This window comes from Sphingobium sp. WCS2017Hpa-17, from assembly GCF_031843765.1.
In the GTDB taxonomy this organism is placed as follows: domain Bacteria; phylum Pseudomonadota; class Alphaproteobacteria; order Sphingomonadales; family Sphingomonadaceae; genus Sphingobium.
The window spans coordinates 35,186-49,395 of sequence record NZ_JAVTIV010000001.1 but is presented as its reverse complement, the minus strand read 5'-3'; the positions used below and the strand labels follow the sequence as shown (position 1 = coordinate 49,395).

Annotated in this window: 13 protein-coding genes; 4 read left to right on the top strand and 9 right to left on the bottom strand. The window is 64.6% G+C overall.

Annotated elements, in window-relative coordinates:
• Positions 1 to 248: 248 nt before the first annotated feature.
• Both RQH62_RS00150 and guaA read left to right on the top strand, forming a co-directional pair.
• On the top strand, positions 249 to 1,466 hold the full coding sequence (locus tag RQH62_RS00150; protein ID WP_311266729.1) for a TCR/Tet family MFS transporter: 1,218 nt from the start codon (positions 249 to 251) through the stop codon (positions 1,464 to 1,466).
• Positions 1,467 to 1,551: 85 nt separating this feature from the next.
• Positions 1,552 to 3,111 (top strand): glutamine-hydrolyzing GMP synthase, encoded by a 1,560-nt coding sequence (guaA, locus tag RQH62_RS00145; RefSeq protein ID WP_311266728.1) that lies wholly within the window; start codon positions 1,552 to 1,554, stop codon positions 3,109 to 3,111.
• Positions 3,112 to 3,609: 498 nt separating this feature from the next.
• Here the strand turns inward: guaA and RQH62_RS00140 are convergent, their stop codons facing one another.
• Together RQH62_RS00140 and RQH62_RS00135 are read right to left on the bottom strand one after the other, a co-directional pair.
• On the bottom strand, positions 3,610 to 3,786 hold the full coding sequence (locus RQH62_RS00140) for a hypothetical protein (RefSeq protein ID WP_311266727.1): 177 nt from the start codon (positions 3,784 to 3,786) through the stop codon (positions 3,610 to 3,612).
• A 12-nt stretch (positions 3,787 to 3,798) separates the two neighbouring features.
• Positions 3,799 to 4,119 carry a hypothetical protein gene (locus tag RQH62_RS00135; RefSeq protein ID WP_311266726.1) on the bottom strand — a complete coding sequence of 107 codons (321 nt, stop codon included), beginning with the start codon at positions 4,117 to 4,119 and terminating at the stop codon, positions 3,799 to 3,801.
• A 36-nt stretch (positions 4,120 to 4,155) separates the two neighbouring features.
• On the opposite strand from RQH62_RS00135, the gene RQH62_RS00130 reads away from it, so the two are divergent.
• Positions 4,156 to 5,280: a serine hydrolase gene (locus RQH62_RS00130; protein WP_311266725.1), complete on the top strand. Its 1,125-nt coding sequence runs from the start codon at positions 4,156 to 4,158 to the stop codon at positions 5,278 to 5,280.
• Here the strand turns inward: RQH62_RS00130 and RQH62_RS00125 are convergent.
• The 7 genes from RQH62_RS00125 to RQH62_RS00095 form a co-directional block, all read right to left on the bottom strand.
• On the bottom strand, positions 5,277 to 6,062 hold the full coding sequence (locus RQH62_RS00125) for a PhzF family phenazine biosynthesis protein (protein ID WP_311266724.1): 786 nt from the start codon (positions 6,060 to 6,062) through the stop codon (positions 5,277 to 5,279). The genes RQH62_RS00130 and RQH62_RS00125 overlap by 4 nt on opposite strands.
• A gap of 63 nt (positions 6,063 to 6,125) precedes the next feature.
• Positions 6,126 to 7,910: an SLC13 family permease gene (locus RQH62_RS00120; protein ID WP_311266723.1), complete on the bottom strand. Its 1,785-nt coding sequence runs from the start codon at positions 7,908 to 7,910 to the stop codon at positions 6,126 to 6,128.
• Between the two features lie 301 nt (positions 7,911 to 8,211).
• A complete protein-coding gene (gene aroC, locus RQH62_RS00115; protein WP_311266722.1) occupies positions 8,212 to 9,294 on the bottom strand; it encodes a chorismate synthase in 1,083 nt (360 codons plus the stop codon).
• Positions 9,291 to 9,713, bottom strand: coding sequence for an endonuclease domain-containing protein (locus RQH62_RS00110; RefSeq protein WP_311266721.1), 423 nt, complete (start codon positions 9,711 to 9,713; stop codon positions 9,291 to 9,293). Before RQH62_RS00110 ends, aroC begins: the two co-directional genes overlap by 4 nt.
• A 70-nt stretch (positions 9,714 to 9,783) precedes the next feature.
• Positions 9,784 to 10,590: an enoyl-ACP reductase FabI gene (gene fabI / locus RQH62_RS00105; RefSeq protein WP_311266720.1), complete on the bottom strand. Its 807-nt coding sequence runs from the start codon at positions 10,588 to 10,590 to the stop codon at positions 9,784 to 9,786.
• The gene (locus tag RQH62_RS00100; protein WP_311266719.1) at positions 10,587 to 11,552 is read right to left on the bottom strand and encodes a YihY/virulence factor BrkB family protein; all 966 of its coding nucleotides are present in this window, start codon (positions 11,550 to 11,552) and stop codon (positions 10,587 to 10,589) included. Before RQH62_RS00100 ends, fabI begins: the two co-directional genes overlap by 4 nt.
• A gap of 126 nt (positions 11,553 to 11,678) precedes the next feature.
• Positions 11,679 to 12,599 carry a DnaJ C-terminal domain-containing protein gene (locus RQH62_RS00095; protein WP_311267486.1) on the bottom strand — a complete coding sequence of 307 codons (921 nt, stop codon included), beginning with the start codon at positions 12,597 to 12,599 and terminating at the stop codon, positions 11,679 to 11,681.
• Positions 12,600 to 12,784: 185 nt separating this feature from the next.
• Here RQH62_RS00095 and RQH62_RS00090 point away from each other — a divergent pair, with 185 nt between their 5' ends.
• A complete protein-coding gene (locus RQH62_RS00090; RefSeq protein WP_311266718.1) occupies positions 12,785 to 14,128 on the top strand; it encodes a hypothetical protein in 1,344 nt (447 codons plus the stop codon).
• The last annotated feature ends 82 nt before the right edge of the window (positions 14,129 to 14,210 follow it).

The following is a 14,210-nucleotide window of genomic DNA, read 5'->3' as shown; positions in this document are numbered from 1 at the left end:
CTATCGCCAGAAACCCTCGCCTTCGCTGGGATGACGGCTATCGGGCAGGTGGGAAGGGCTGTGACAAGTCCGCTTCTGATCGCGTCCAAACCGGTCTTCCGATCCTTATTTCTTGCATGCCGCGCGACTGTTGCGCCACCGGTACATCCCCATCGCCCTGCTGGCGCACGCTCGTAGCAATCGCCCCAAATCGCGCACTTCATCCTGCGCCCCTTGGCAACCCCCGCGTATCCCTATAGCCCCACCGCATGACCGCCCCCCCGCGCCGCACCGCGGCGATCCTCTTCATCCTGATCACGGCGCTGCTCGATGTCATGTCGATGGGGATCGTCATCCCGGTCCTGCCGCAACTAATCGAGACGCTGTCCGGCTCGGACGCGGCGGCGGGCATGTGGAACGGGCTGTTCGTGGCGCTCTGGGCGGGCATGCAGTTCGTCTGCTCGCCCCTGATCGGCTCTCTGTCCGACCGGTTCGGCCGCCGCCCCGTCATCCTCATCTCGGTCGCCGGCCTCGCGCTCGACTATGTGCTGATGGCGCTGGCGCCCAATCTCTGGTGGCTGGCGCTGGGCCGCATCCTGGCGGGCGTCACCTCGTCCAGCTTTACCTCCACCTTCGCCTATATGGCCGACATCACCCCGCCGGAGGGCCGGGCCAAGGGCTATGGCCTGATCGGCGCGGCGTTCAGCGCGGGTTTCGTCGCCGGGCCGTTGCTGGGCGGGGTACTGGGCGAAATCTCGCACCGGGCGCCCTTCTGGGCCGCCGCCATCCTCTCCGGCCTCGCCTTCCTCTACGGCCTGTTCGTCCTGCCCGAATCGCTGGCCCCCGAAAAGCGCATGGCGTTCAGCTGGCGCCGCGCCAATCCGTTCGGCGCGATGAAGCTGCTGCAATCGCATCCCGAACTGTCCAGCCTCGCGGTCGGCAATTTCCTGCTCTATTTCGCCCATCATATCTTCTCGGCCATCTTCGTCCTCTATGCCGGGGACCGCTATGGCTGGGGCGCGTGGCAGGTCGGCAGCCTGCTGGCGCTGGTCGGCCTGCTCGACATGGGGGTGCAGGGGCTGCTGGTCGGCCCTGTGGTCAAGCGGTTGGGCGATCGCACCACCATGGTCGTGGGCCTGTGTTTCGGCGCGGTCGGCATCGCCTCGATGGGCCTAGCCTCCACCGCCATGCTTTTTGTCGCCGCCATCTTCCCCAATGCGCTCTGGGGCCTGGCCATGCCGACCATCCAGTCGCTGATGACGCGCCATGTTTCCGAATCCGAACAGGGCCAGTTGCAGGGCGCAAACAACAGCGTCGGCGCGATCGCCGGCGTCATTTCCCCGCTCTTCTTCGGCGCCATCTATTCGCTGTCAGTCGGGCCAAGGCCGACCCTGCCCTATATCGGCAGCGCCTTCCTGATCGCGGCCGCCATCCTGGCCGGCGCGGCGCTGATCGGCTGGCGGGCGGGGCGCCAATTCCAATCATAGCGTTTCAAGGCATAACTGGACATATCGGGGCCGGACGACTAACCGGGCGCGAATCCCTTCCCACGCTCGATATAAAGGCGATTCGATGACGCTGCCCCTTCAGGATTCCATCCTCATCGTGGATTTCGGCAGTCAGGTGACTCAGCTCATCGCCCGCCGCGTCCGCGAAGCCGGCGTCTATTCCGAGATCGCCCCCTTCAACGCCGCCGCCGAAGCGTTCGAACGCATGAAGCCCAAGGGCATCATCCTGTCTGGCGGCCCCTCCTCGGTCATGTGGGAAGACAGCCCCCGCGCCCCACAGCATTTTTTCGACGCCGGCATCCCGATCCTGGGCATCTGCTACGGCCAGCAGACGATGATGCAGCAACTGGGCGGCAATGTCGAAGGCGGCGAAAGCGGCGAATTCGGCCGCGCCTTCATCGAGGTGAAGAAGGATTGCGCTCTGTTCGACGGCCTGTGGACTACCGGTGAAAATCACCAGGTCTGGATGAGCCATGGCGACAAGGTGACGAGCCTGGCGCCGGGCTTCGAGGTCGTCGCGACCAGCGAGGGCGCGCCCTATGCCGTCACCGCGAACGAAGCCAAGCGCTTCTACGCCACGCAGTTCCACCCCGAAGTCGTCCACACCCCGGACGGCGCCAAGCTGCTCGCCAATTTCGTCCGCCATGTCTGCGGCCTCGCCGGCGACTGGACCATGGCCGAATTCCGCGCGACCAAGATCGCCGAAATCCGCGAACAGGTGGGCGAAGGCCGCGTCATCTGCGGCCTGTCCGGCGGCGTCGACAGCGCGGTCGCGGCCGTCCTGATCCATGAAGCGATCGGCGACCAGTTGACCTGCGTCTTCGTCGACCATGGCCTGATGCGTCTGGGCGAAGCCGAGCAGGTGGTCAGCCTGTTCCGCGAACATTATGGTATCAAGCTGGTCCATGTGAACGCGGAAGAACGCTTCCTTGGCGGCCTCGCGGGCCTCACCGACCCGGAAAAGAAGCGCAAGTTCATCGGCGGCGAATTCATCGCCGTGTTCGAGGAGGAAGCCGCCAGGATCGGCGGCGCCGACTATCTGGCGCAGGGCACCCTCTATCCCGACGTCATCGAAAGCGTCAGCTTCACCGGCGGGCCTTCCGTGACGATCAAGTCGCACCACAATGTCGGCGGCCTGCCCGAACGCATGAACATGAAGCTGGTCGAACCCTTACGCGAACTGTTCAAGGACGAAGTGCGCGTGCTGGGCAAGGAACTGGGCCTGCCCGACATCTTCGTCGGCCGCCACCCCTTCCCCGGCCCCGGCCTTGCCATCCGCATCCCCGGCGAAGTCACCAAGGAACGCTGCGACATTTTGCGCAAGGCGGACTTCATCTATCTGGAGGAAATCCGCAACGCTGGGCTGTACGACGCCATCTGGCAGGCCTTCGCCGTGCTGCTGCCGGTCCGCACCGTGGGCGTGATGGGCGACCACCGCACCTATGACAGCGTGTGCGCCGTGCGCGCCGTCACCTCGACCGACGGCATGACCGCCGACATCTACCCCTTCGACGCCGCTTTCCTCAGCCGCGTCGCGACCCGCATCATCAATGAGGTCAAGGGCATCAACCGCGTGGTCTACGACTATACCTCTAAGCCGCCCGGCACGATCGAGTGGGAGTGATTTGGCGTCTGGCGCCGACTGGTAGCTAACAGCACGAAAACAGAGCTGAGCCCGCAGAGATGCGGGCTTTTTCTGTTTTGGGACTGGCAGCTTCAATATCGTCTGTTGGATCTGGCGGCGGCGGATACCATGCAGCCCCTCTGCGCTGCTCACGCCATGACGATGATGTTCGTTCAGGAGCGGGCATTATGTCCAATGTTTTTCACCCGTTTCTTTGCATATGAAAAGATATAATTCGATTTCATATCAGGATCGCCAAAGACAATGGATTATATTCCCGTTTTTTTGATGATATTTAAAATTACCATTCTTGGATCCGGCATGTTTTTCGCCATAAAATGGCATTATGATCAAGATCAAAAAACAAATAGGGGCGCTGTCATAAGTACCGTTAGCAAGATGGCGGCAATTTTATTGCTATTGCTCTTATGCCTGCTGTTCTTCACGTTCAAGCTAGCCACAATGCTCGGCATGGACCTGACATTTCCGCGATAGACGCTATTGCCGGTGATGAATGTGCGGCAGGGCCCAGGTCAGATGAGAATTGACGCTCGGAATTCGATATTCTTCCATCCGCCAATATGTGGTGAACGGGTGTTTTCCGTCAGCGCCCGCCAGGAAATGCAGCAACATATCGAGTGAATGAATGGCATTGGTCGACAACAGACCTGCCATCCTTCGGAAAACTCACTCCACAGAGTCGAGCAGACAGCCCCAGCCCGGCTTGAAACGCGCCGTCCGGGTGGCAAGCAGGGGGACGCTAGCCTGCACCGCGCGTTCTTCGGGCAGATCGGTGAGGCCTACCAGCCCCATGCCGGGTTCCTTGTCATCATTGCAGCTGCCCATCGCGCGGCCTTCGACATAGCGGCAGGAGCAGCCGATCCGCGCGCCATAAGCGGCGCCGAGCCGGGCGCGGGCGCTGAGGCTGGTCCAGTGCCAGGTGAGCGCGCCGAGCAGCGCCAGAACGAGCAAACCGCCCAATATCCACCATTTGTGCCGAACCAGCATGGCCCTTTTCGAATCCCTTCTGTAAGGGCGCGGCTTATGCAGATCGACAGTCGAATCGTAAAGCGCCTTGGGCTGGCGCTGGGGGTGGCCGGTGTCGTCGTGGCGGGTACGCTGGCCAGCCGCGCGGCGCCCGTGGCCGATCCCGTCTATCGCGTGTCCAGCGACGCTGTGGTGGGGGCCAGCGCACTGCGCGGGGCGATCGATCCGCTGTTCGATGAAGATGTCATGGGGCAGACCCGCGCCCTGCTGGTGATGCGCGACGGCAAGGTGATTGCCGAACGCTATGCCCCCGGTTTCGGGCCGGAGACGAAATTGCTGTCCTGGTCGATCGCCAAGAGCGTGACGGCGGTGCTGGTCGGCCTGATGGTGTCGGACGGGCGGCTGGCGCTCGACATGCCGGTGCCGGTCGCGGCCTGGAGCCAGCCGGGCGATCCGCGCGGCAAGATCACGCTGCGACAATTGCTCCAGATGCGGTCGGGGCTGGACCATGTCGAGGATGGCGAGCCGATCACCCAGGGCGACACGGTGCGGATGCTGTTTACGACCGGCGCGCAGGACATGCGCGCCTATGCCGAATCCAAGCCGCTGGGCCATCCGCCCGGCGCCGTCTTTTCCTATTCCACCGGCAGCAGCGTGATCCTGTCCGACCTGATGACGCGGATGCTGACCAACAGCAGCGATCCGGCGGTGCGGCGGCAGGCGATGCAGATGTTCATCGACGGGCGACTGAAGGCGCCGGGCAAGCTGCCCAGCCTGACGCCCGAATATGATGCGACCGGCACGATGATCGGCGGCAGCATCCTGCACATGACCGCGCGCGATTATGGCCGGTTCGGCGAATTGCTGCGCAATGACGGGCGGTCGCCCAACGGACATCAGATCCTGCCGGAAAAATGGGTGGACTTCATGCGCACCCCCTCCCCGCGCAACCCGGCCTATGGCGCGCATCTGTGGCTGAACCGCGACAGCGGCGACAGCGCGCTGATGCCGGGGCAGGCGCCCGCGAGCCTGTTCGGCTGCGTCGGGCATAATGGCCAATATATCCTGATTTCCCCGTCGCAGCGGCTGACCGTGGTGCGGATCGGCATGTCACCGGACAAGGAACAGCGCGCCGCCGTGCGGGGCGCGCTGAGCCGGCTGATGGGGCTGTTTCCGGGTTAGAGGAAGAAGCGCCCCTCGATCACCTTGCGGCACTGGCCGGTGAGGACGACGCGATCACCCGCCAGCGTGCAGCCGAGGCGGCCGCCGCGGGCCGAAGCCTGATAGGCGCTGATCTGCGTCCGGCCGAGGCGCTCCGCCCAGAAGCGGGTGAGCAGGCAATGGGCCGATCCGGTGACCGGGTCTTCATCCACGCCGCCGCCGGGCACGAAGACGCGGCTGATGATGTCGCTGTCATCGCCCGGCGCGGTGGCCATCAGCAGGATGTCGCCCTTTGCCTTCAATGCGGCGAAATCCGGCGTCAGGGCGCGGATTGCGTCGGCATCAGGATAGAGGAACAGGGCGTAGCCGCCGTCGCGCCAGTGGGTTTCAGTCGGCTGGCCGCCCAGCCCCGCCGCCAGCTCTGGCAGAGCCTTCGGCGCCATGTCCCAGGCGGGCAGCGAGAGCGCATAGCCGTCCCCGTCGCGCGTCACGGTCAGGATGCCGGCATGGCGGGTGCGGAACCGGATCGAGTCGCCGTCGATCAGGACATGGCCGCTCGCCAGCGTGGCGTGGCCGCACAGCTTGACCTCCACCGTGGGGGTGAACCAGCGCAGAGCATAATCGGCGTCGGCATCGTCCGGGGTCGGCACGGTGAAGGCGGTTTCGGAGAGGTTGTTTTCTTCGGCGATGGACTGAAGCATGGCGTCGTCCAGCCAGGCGTCGAGCGGGATGACGGCGGCGGGATTGCCGGTGAAGGGCGCGTCGGCGAAAGCATCGACCTGGGTGAAGGGCAGGCTGGTCATCTGGCTGGTCCTTTATGGTTTGCGCCGTGATGGCGCGCGCGCCGGGTGGCGAACAGGGCCAGTTCAGCCGAGAAGGACCAGCGCGCTGCATACCGCAAGGCCGACGATGATGTTGATCGGCACGCCGATGCGCACGAAATCGGCGAAGCGATAATCGCCCGCCGCATAGACCAGCGCATTGGTCTGATAACCGATCGGCGTCGCGAAACAGGCCGACGCGCCAATCATCAGCGCGATCACCAGCGGCCGGGCGTCGACGCCCAGTTGCTGCGCCAGCGCGATGGTGATGGGCGTCAGCAGCGCCGCGACCGCATTGTTGCTGAGCAGTTCGGAGAGCAGCAGCGCGAAGAAATAGATAAGGAAGACCAAAGCCCAGGGCGGCGCATGTTGCAGCAGGGGCGTGACCCAGCCGACCATCAGCGCGACGCTGCCCGCCTGTTCCAGCGCGAGGCCGACGGCCAGCATGGCGAAGATCAGGATCAGTACGTCGCCGTCGATCGCGCCCCACGCCTCCTCCGGGTCGATGCAGCGGGTGACGAGGATCAGGCCCACGGCGATGACGGCGGCCATGCCGATGCCGACCACGTCGAAGGCGGAAAGCCCCACCGCGCCGGCCATCGCCGCCATCGCGATCCACGCCTTGCGCGGGCGGAAGGCGCGGGTGCGGCTGACATCGACGCCGATCAGATGAGGATTGTCCTTGAGCGCGCGCATGGCATCGCCTCCGCCGGCGACCAGCAGCCGGTCGGCGCCCCGGATGCGGGTTTCGGCGAGGTCGGGGCCGGGCAGATGGCGGGCGCGGTGGATGCCGATGATCCGCACGCGCAGCGCATGGAGGAAGGGAATGTCGATCAGCCGTTCGCCGATGGACGGGTGACTGGGCGCGATCATCGCCTCCACCACCGTGCCGTCCTGCGCGCTGGTACGGGAATCGGCGGCGACGCCCAGATCGAAGCGGCCGGATTCGCGCAGCGTCATGATCGCCGCGCCATCGGCCCGGACGATCAGATGATCGCCGGCATGCAGTTCCTCCTGTTCAAGATCGCGACGGCGTATCGTCCCGCCGCGCTTGATGCCGAGCAGCTGGACCGAACGGCCGAAGACGCCGAAGGAACCAATTTCCCGGCCGATCACATCGCTGTCCTGCGGCACGATCAGTTCGGTCAGATAATCCTGTATGGCGGCGCCCCCGCCCTCCCCCGCGATCGACGGCGGATCGCTGGGCAGCAGGAAGGACAGGCAGAGCAGTGCCAGCAGCCCCGCAATCACCCCGGCCAGGCCATAGGGGGTGATGTCGAAAATGCCGAAGGGGGCCATGCCCTGATCAGCGGCGATGCCCGCCACCACCAGATTGGTCGAGGTGCCCACCAGCGTCAGGCAGCCGCCCAGCACCGCCACCACGTTCATCGGGATCAGCAGCTTCTTGACCGGATAGCCGGTCGCCTGTGCCAGTTTGAACATGATCGGGATCAGCAGCACGACCACCGGCGTATTGTTGAGGAAAGCCGACAGCGCCAGCGTGCCGAGCGTGACTTCGGCCAGGGCGAGGCGCGGGTGGCGCTGCGCCCGGCTCATGACCAGATCGGCGACGCGGCCGATCACGCCAGTGCGGATCAGCGCGCCGGACAGGATGAACATCGCGCCCACGGTGAGCGGCGCGCCGTTGGAAAAAACGGAGAATAGCGCCTTTTCATCCAGCAGGCCCAGCACGCCATAAGCGCAGGCGCCGACGACCGCGATGACGGTGGGCGAATAGCGTTCGCGCACGAAGGCGACGAACATGCAGGCCAGGATGAGCAGACCGATTTCCGCGCGATAAATGCCGAGCAGCGCGGTAACGAAGTGCATTTGGCGAAGACCCCCTGATCGGTCGCGTGGTCGCGTCCCTGACGGAGGTGAAACGAAATGGGCCAGCCATGGTTGCATGGCTGGCCCGTGTCGCGGCTTTGAGGGGACGTTTTGACCGTCAATCCGCGCTTTTTAATCGCAGCGTTTTTCAAGAAAACCGCCGCGCCGCGTGGTGACGCTCCCCAGGCTTACGCTCTGCCGCTCGCCCTCCCGCGGGCGATGAGCGTCATCCTATCGTAATATGAACGAGTCGTCTCGCGGGATTCACGCATTGGGCGCGCGATTGGCGCGGTTCGGCGCGTCAGTCCCCGCCCCGCTCGCCGCATTGGGCGCGGTGGAGCAGCTTCTGGTCGGCCAGCACCAGCGCCATCATCGCTTCGACCACCGGCACGCCGCGGATGCCGACGCAGGGGTCGTGCCGGCCCTTGGTGATGATGTCCGACGCTTCGCCCTCACGGGTGACGGTTTCGACCGGGATCAGGATCGAGCTGGTCGGTTTGAAAGCCACGCGGACCTTGACGGGTTGGCCGGTGGAAATGCCACCGGCGATACCGCCAGCATGGTTGGCCAGAAAGACCGGGCCGTCGTTGCCAGGCCGCATCGGATCGGCATTTTGCTCGCCGCGCAGGCGGGCGGCGGCGAAACCGTCGCCAATCTCGACACCCTTGACCGCATTGATGCTCATCATCGCGCTCGCGAGTTCGCTGTCCAGCTTGGCATAGAGCGGCGCGCCCCAGCCGGCCGGCACGCCGCTGGCGACGCATTCCACGACCGCGCCGATGGACGAGCCGTCCTTGCGCGCGCCGTCGACCAGCGCCTCCCAGCGCACGGCCGCTGCCGGATCGGGGCAGAAGAAGGGGTTCTGGCCGATCTGCGAAGCGTCGAAATTGGCGTAGTCGATCGCGTCGCCGCCGATTTCGCTGACATAGGCGAAGATATCGACTTCGGGGATGACCGCGCGGGCGACCGCGCCGGCCGCGACCCGGCTGGCGGTTTCGCGCGCGGAGGAGCGCCCGCCACCGCGATAGTCGCGAAAGCCATATTTGGCATCATAGGCATAATCGGCATGGCCGGGGCGATAGGCCTTGGCGACGTCCGAATAATCCTTCGAGCGCTGGTCGGTATTCTCGATCATCAGGCTGATCGGCGTGCCGGTGGTCCTGCCCTCGAACACGCCGGACAGGATGCGCACTTCATCGGCTTCGCGGCGCTGGGTCGTGAATTTCGAGGTGCCGGGCTTGCGCAGGTCCAGCCAGGGCTGGATATCCGCCTCGCTCAGGTCCAGCCCCGGAGGACATCCATCCACCACCGCGCCGATGGCAGGACCATGGCTCTCGCCCCAGGTGGTGAAGCGGAAGACGCGACCGAAACTGTTGAAACTCATAAACCCCTCTCCCCTTTGGGGGAGAGGGAGGGGCCCAAGCCAAAGGCTTGGGAGGGTGAGGGGGTTTCGCGCACCGTCATCAAAATTGCCTCCAACACCCCATCCAGAGTGTCCATCACATCCGCATTGCCGAAACGCAGGATACGGAATCCCTCTCTTTCCAGAATTCCGGTGCGATGTCGGTCGCCCGCTTCCCTAACGGCATGGTCGTCGCCGTCAACTTCGATCACCAACTTGAATTCTGCGGCGTAGAAATCGGCGGCATACTCGGCCAGCCAGACCTGGCGACGAAATTTGATGCCGTCCAGTTGCCGGTTGCGCAGTTTCGACCAGAGCCGCTTTTCCGGCTCGGTCGGGTCATGTCGCATGGCGCGGACCCTGTTCAGGGAGTCCGGTTTATCAGGATCGGGTCGTCGCATTGCCCCCTCACCCTCCCACCGCTTTGCGGCGGGCCCCTCCCTCTCCCCCGTTGGGGAGAGGGGTTATGCCTCACTTATCCAGCGCGATGTCCGGTGCGTCTTCGGCCTTCATGCCGATGACGTTGTAGCCTGCGTCCACATGGTGGATTTCGCCGGTCACGCCGGACGCCAGATCGGACAGGAGATAGAGCCCGGCGCCGCCTACATCCTCGATCGTCACGTTGCGGCGCAGCGGCGAGTTCAGTTCGTTCCACTTGAGGATATAGCGGAAGTCTCCGATGCCGCTGGCGGCCAGCGTCTTGATCGGCCCGGCGGAGATCGCGTTGACGCGGATATTTTCCGGGCCAAGGTCCATCGCCAGATATTTAACGCTGGTTTCCAGCGCCGCCTTGGCCACGCCCATGACGTTATAATGGGGGATGACCTTTTCCGCGCCATAGTAGGACAGCGTCAGCAGGCTGCCGCCCTCCTTCATCAGCTTGCGTGCGCGCGCGGTCACGGCGACGAAGCTGTAGACCGAAATATTCATGGTCAGCAGGAAATTGTCGAGGCTGGTGTCGGCATAGAGGCCGCGCAGCTCATTCTTGTCCGAGAAGCCGATGGCGTGGACGACGAAATCCAGCTTTCCCCAGCGCGCCTCGATTTCCGCGAAGGCGGCGTCCAGCTTGTCCATGTCGGACACATCGCAGTCGATCAGGAAGTCCGAGCCGACCTGCTCCGCCAGCGGGCGAACGCGCTTGGCCAGCGCATCGCCCTGATAGGAGAAGGCGAGTTCCGCGCCCTGTGCATGCAGCTGCTGGGCGATGCCCCAAGCCAGCGACTTGTCGTTCGCCAGCCCCATGATGAGCCCGCGCTTTCCTGCCATCAAGCCTGTCATAATCTTATTCCGTTCCCTTTGTCCTGCGCGACCGGCTGCTCATCCTCTTCGGGGAATTCCGCGAGCGCCGCGTTCAATTCCGCGCCAATTACCACGCCAAGCCCAACGAGAAAGAAAAAAATGAGGGTGATCATGACACCGGCAAGACTGCCATAGGTGCGGCCATAGCCACCCAGCAGCGACAGGGTCGGCGGCAACAGCAGGGTCGTGCCATACCACCAGAGCGATGTCGCCACCGCGCCCGGCCATTTGGGGAAGCGGCGTGGCTTGTAGGCGGTGGGGGTCAGCGCCACGAACAGGGACCAGAGGGCGAGGCACAATATGCCCATCGGCACCAGCTTGGCCGAGGCGACCAGCCCGATCGCATCGTCGGCCCAGGGAAGGATCTGGTGCAGGAACTGGTCGACGCCGGTGATCGCGACCTGAAGCGAGAAGGCGAACATCACCAGAAAGACGCTGGCGAGCGTGATGCCGATCGCGCCCAGGCGATAACGCCAGAAGGGCTTGGTGCTTTTGGTGCCATAAGCGCGGCGGAGGATGTCGCGGATCGTTTCGATGAGGCTGCCCACGGTCCACAGACCCACGACACCGCCCAGCCACAGCAGCGGGCCACTGCGCGCGGTCAGCACATCGTTGATCGGCTGGCGCACCACATCGGCGACGCCGCGCGGCACGGTAGTGAGAAAGGCGTTGACTGCCTGCACCCCATCCTGCGTCCGGCCGAAGATGCTGGCCACCGCCGCCGCGACGATGAAGAATGGGAACAGCGTCATCAGCGACAGATAGGCGAGGTTGCCGGCGTGGATGAACCCGTCGCTATAGGTGCCGACAAGAACGCGCTTCATCACCTCGAATGGCTGGGTGCCGGGCCGCACCCGGTCGATCTGCCGATGGAAATGCGCACGCGCCTCATGCCCCATCTGACGACGGGATTCGGGCGAAAGGGGCGACGGCATCGGCATGGAAGGCGTAACGTCCTACATCATGATTGGATCATAGCGGACGGATCACCCTCACCCTTCCGGCGCTTCGCGCCTCCCTCCCTCTCTCGGTGGGAGAGTGAAAGGGAAGGAAGTGACGACGGCAAATCAGACGCCCAGATGGGCGCGGACGGCCCGCTGGTCCTGCCAGCTTTCGACCAGCGCCTGAATGGCGGGATCATCGGCCGGCACGTCGATCTGGAGCGTGACCAGCTGGTCGCCGCGCTGGCCATCCTTGCCGGTGAAGCCCCGTCCGCGCAGGCGCAGCGTCTTGCCGGAGGTCGCGCCCGCCGTCACGCCCAGCATCACCGGGCCATCGACGGTCGGCACCTTGACCTTCCCGCCCTTCACCGCCTCGTCGAGGGTGATCGGCAGGTCGAGCAGCACATTGTCGCCGTCGCGCTTGAAGAAAGGATGCGGCTTCACCTCGACCGTGACGATCGCGTCACCCGCGCCGCCGGGGCCGGCCTGCCCCTTGCCGGACAGGCGCATCTGCGTGCCCGTCTCGACGCCGGCGAACAGTTTGAGGTCGATCGTCTTGCCGTCCTGCAAAGTGATGCGCTGCGGCGCCAGCGTGGCGGCGTCCACGAATTGCACAGCAAGGCGATAGGCGACATTGGCGCCCTTTTGCGGCGGCGCCTGCCGGCCGAAACCGCCACCGCCAAAGCCACCGCCGCCACCGGCACGACGGCCTGGGCCGCCGAACAGCCCTTCGAATATATCGCCGAAATCGGCTCCGCCCGATTCAAATCCGCCACCGGACGAACCGCGCCCGCCGCCACCGCCGAAACCGAAGGGCGCGGTCGGATTGCCGTCGCCGTCAATCTCTCCCCGGTCGAAGCGGGCGCGCTTGTCCTTGTCCGACAACAGGTCATAGGCGTTGGTGACGGCCGAAAACTTGTCCGCCGCCTTGGGATTATCCTTGTTCTTGTCCGGGTGCAGCTCCTTGGCGAGCTTGCGATAGGCGGATTTGACCTCTGCCTCGGTCGCGCTGCGGGTCACACCCAATAGGGAATAGGGATCGGCCATCATCTTACCTGTTGCACAAAAGCATCACTCGCAGACTATGTGGACGATGCGGCCCCGACATTCAAGCCGTGCATGCCCGGCAAAACCGCCGATACCCCGATCGGGGTATGTACGCCGCGCCCTGCGCTGCTAGCGCCCGGCCCGCTCGCCGGGGGTGGCGAGCCAAGAGTTGGGGGTTGTAAACTATGCATAAATTAGGATGGAGCGCGGTCGGCGCCATGGCCGCGCTATGGGCAGTCGCGCCCGCTGCGCAGGCGCAGGTGGGACCGCCGGCGCCATCGGTGGAGCAGCTTGACGGCATCCAGAGCCTGTTCCGCATCGGCGTGACGCTGGGCGTGGGCGGCGGCGTGACGATCACCGATCGCTATGGCCTGAACATCGCCAATGACGGGCAGGATTTCATGAATCCGCAGCGGCTGCGCGAACGCTATGGCGCGCGCTATAACGACCTGATGCCGGTCAGCGGCGTCATCGATTTCCGTGGTCTGCCGATCTACGGCTATTATGACACCAACAGCTCCGTGTTCCGCATCTCGATTCCCGCGCTGGATGCCGAGGGTGAGGTGTATCAGAACCGATTCAACGGCGCGTCGCGCCAGGCATCCTACGATCTGTTCAACAGCTATCTGAACGATATCGACGGTCCGGAGGCCGAACGGCTGGTGCGATTGCTGCTCCGGTCGCTGGCGCGCTATTCGCCGGTCGATCCGCTGGCCGGCAACCCCGGTTCGGTGCAGAGCGGCCTCGTCCGGTCGAGCCTGGACCTGTCTTCGGGCGATTCGGCGATCGAGCAGGATGCGGCCAGTGGCGGCAGTAACACGGCGGGCGATCCGTGGATCATGGGCGCCAACTATAATCAGGGGTCTTCCAATGGCGGCCGCTACGACTTCATGCGGATCGACGGGCGCGTCGCGCGCAGCTTCCGCCTGACCGAAGGCGGCCGGGCGCTGCTGAAGTTCGACCTGCCGGTCAGCTATTCCGAAGTGAATGGCGCCCGCGCCGCCACCGCCCAGTTCGGCGTCGGCGTCGAATTTCCCGTCATCGCCCGCCGCTGGTCGCTGGAACCCCGCGTAGGCTATGGCATCACCGCGTCGGACCAGCTGGGGTCGGTCGGTCATATGATGTCGACCACGCTGGCCAGCCGCTATGTGCTGGACGGCCTTGGCCGCGGCCGCATCGTGATCGGCAACATGGTGGGCTATACCACGACGATGAGCACCGGCTTCACGGGCTATAATGTCAATCCGGGCCTGAAGAACTGGGCGTTCCGCAACGGCATCGCCTATGACCTGCCGCTCAAATTCCGAGGGCTGGGCCGCAACACGTCAGCGCAGGTCAGCTATGCCATGACCAATTATGCGGGCGACAAGCTCTATTATAACAGCTTCCATGAAGTGACGCTGTCGCTGGGCCTGCGCGGTCGTGAGGAAAGCGCGCGCAATGCCCGCGACCTCATCCGCCTGAACATGAACCTGATCAAGGCTGGCAGCTATACCAGCTGGTCGGCCGGCCTCGGCTTCCGCTTCTGAGGCTACAAACCCGTCCGGGGCGGTCCCTTGCCGTCCCGGATCGCGGTTTGCCCGTATCGACAGCGCGGCAGGCGCGCCCTAA

Bases quoted from the DNA above. Each gene is read 5' to 3' on its own strand.
- RQH62_RS00150 (WP_311266729.1), top strand. From the start codon at position 249: ATGACCGCCCCCCCGCGCCGCACCGCGGCGATCCTCTTCATCCTGATC.
- guaA (WP_311266728.1), top strand. From the start codon at position 1,552: ATGACGCTGCCCCTTCAGGATTCCATCCTCATCGTGGATTTCGGCAGT.
- RQH62_RS00140 (WP_311266727.1), bottom strand. From the start codon at position 3,786: ATGGCAGGTCTGTTGTCGACCAATGCCATTCATTCACTCGATATGTTG.
- RQH62_RS00135 (WP_311266726.1), bottom strand. From the start codon at position 4,119: ATGCTGGTTCGGCACAAATGGTGGATATTGGGCGGTTTGCTCGTTCTG.
- RQH62_RS00130 (WP_311266725.1), top strand. From the start codon at position 4,156: ATGCAGATCGACAGTCGAATCGTAAAGCGCCTTGGGCTGGCGCTGGGG.
- RQH62_RS00125 (WP_311266724.1), bottom strand. From the start codon at position 6,062: ATGACCAGCCTGCCCTTCACCCAGGTCGATGCTTTCGCCGACGCGCCC.
- RQH62_RS00120 (WP_311266723.1), bottom strand. From the start codon at position 7,910: ATGCACTTCGTTACCGCGCTGCTCGGCATTTATCGCGCGGAAATCGGT.
- aroC (WP_311266722.1), bottom strand. From the start codon at position 9,294: ATGAGTTTCAACAGTTTCGGTCGCGTCTTCCGCTTCACCACCTGGGGC.
- RQH62_RS00110 (WP_311266721.1), bottom strand. From the start codon at position 9,713: ATGCGACGACCCGATCCTGATAAACCGGACTCCCTGAACAGGGTCCGC.
- fabI (WP_311266720.1), bottom strand. From the start codon at position 10,590: ATGACAGGCTTGATGGCAGGAAAGCGCGGGCTCATCATGGGGCTGGCG.
- RQH62_RS00100 (WP_311266719.1), bottom strand. From the start codon at position 11,552: ATGCCGATGCCGTCGCCCCTTTCGCCCGAATCCCGTCGTCAGATGGGG.
- RQH62_RS00095 (WP_311267486.1), bottom strand. From the start codon at position 12,599: ATGGCCGATCCCTATTCCCTATTGGGTGTGACCCGCAGCGCGACCGAG.
- RQH62_RS00090 (WP_311266718.1), top strand. From the start codon at position 12,785: ATGCATAAATTAGGATGGAGCGCGGTCGGCGCCATGGCCGCGCTATGG.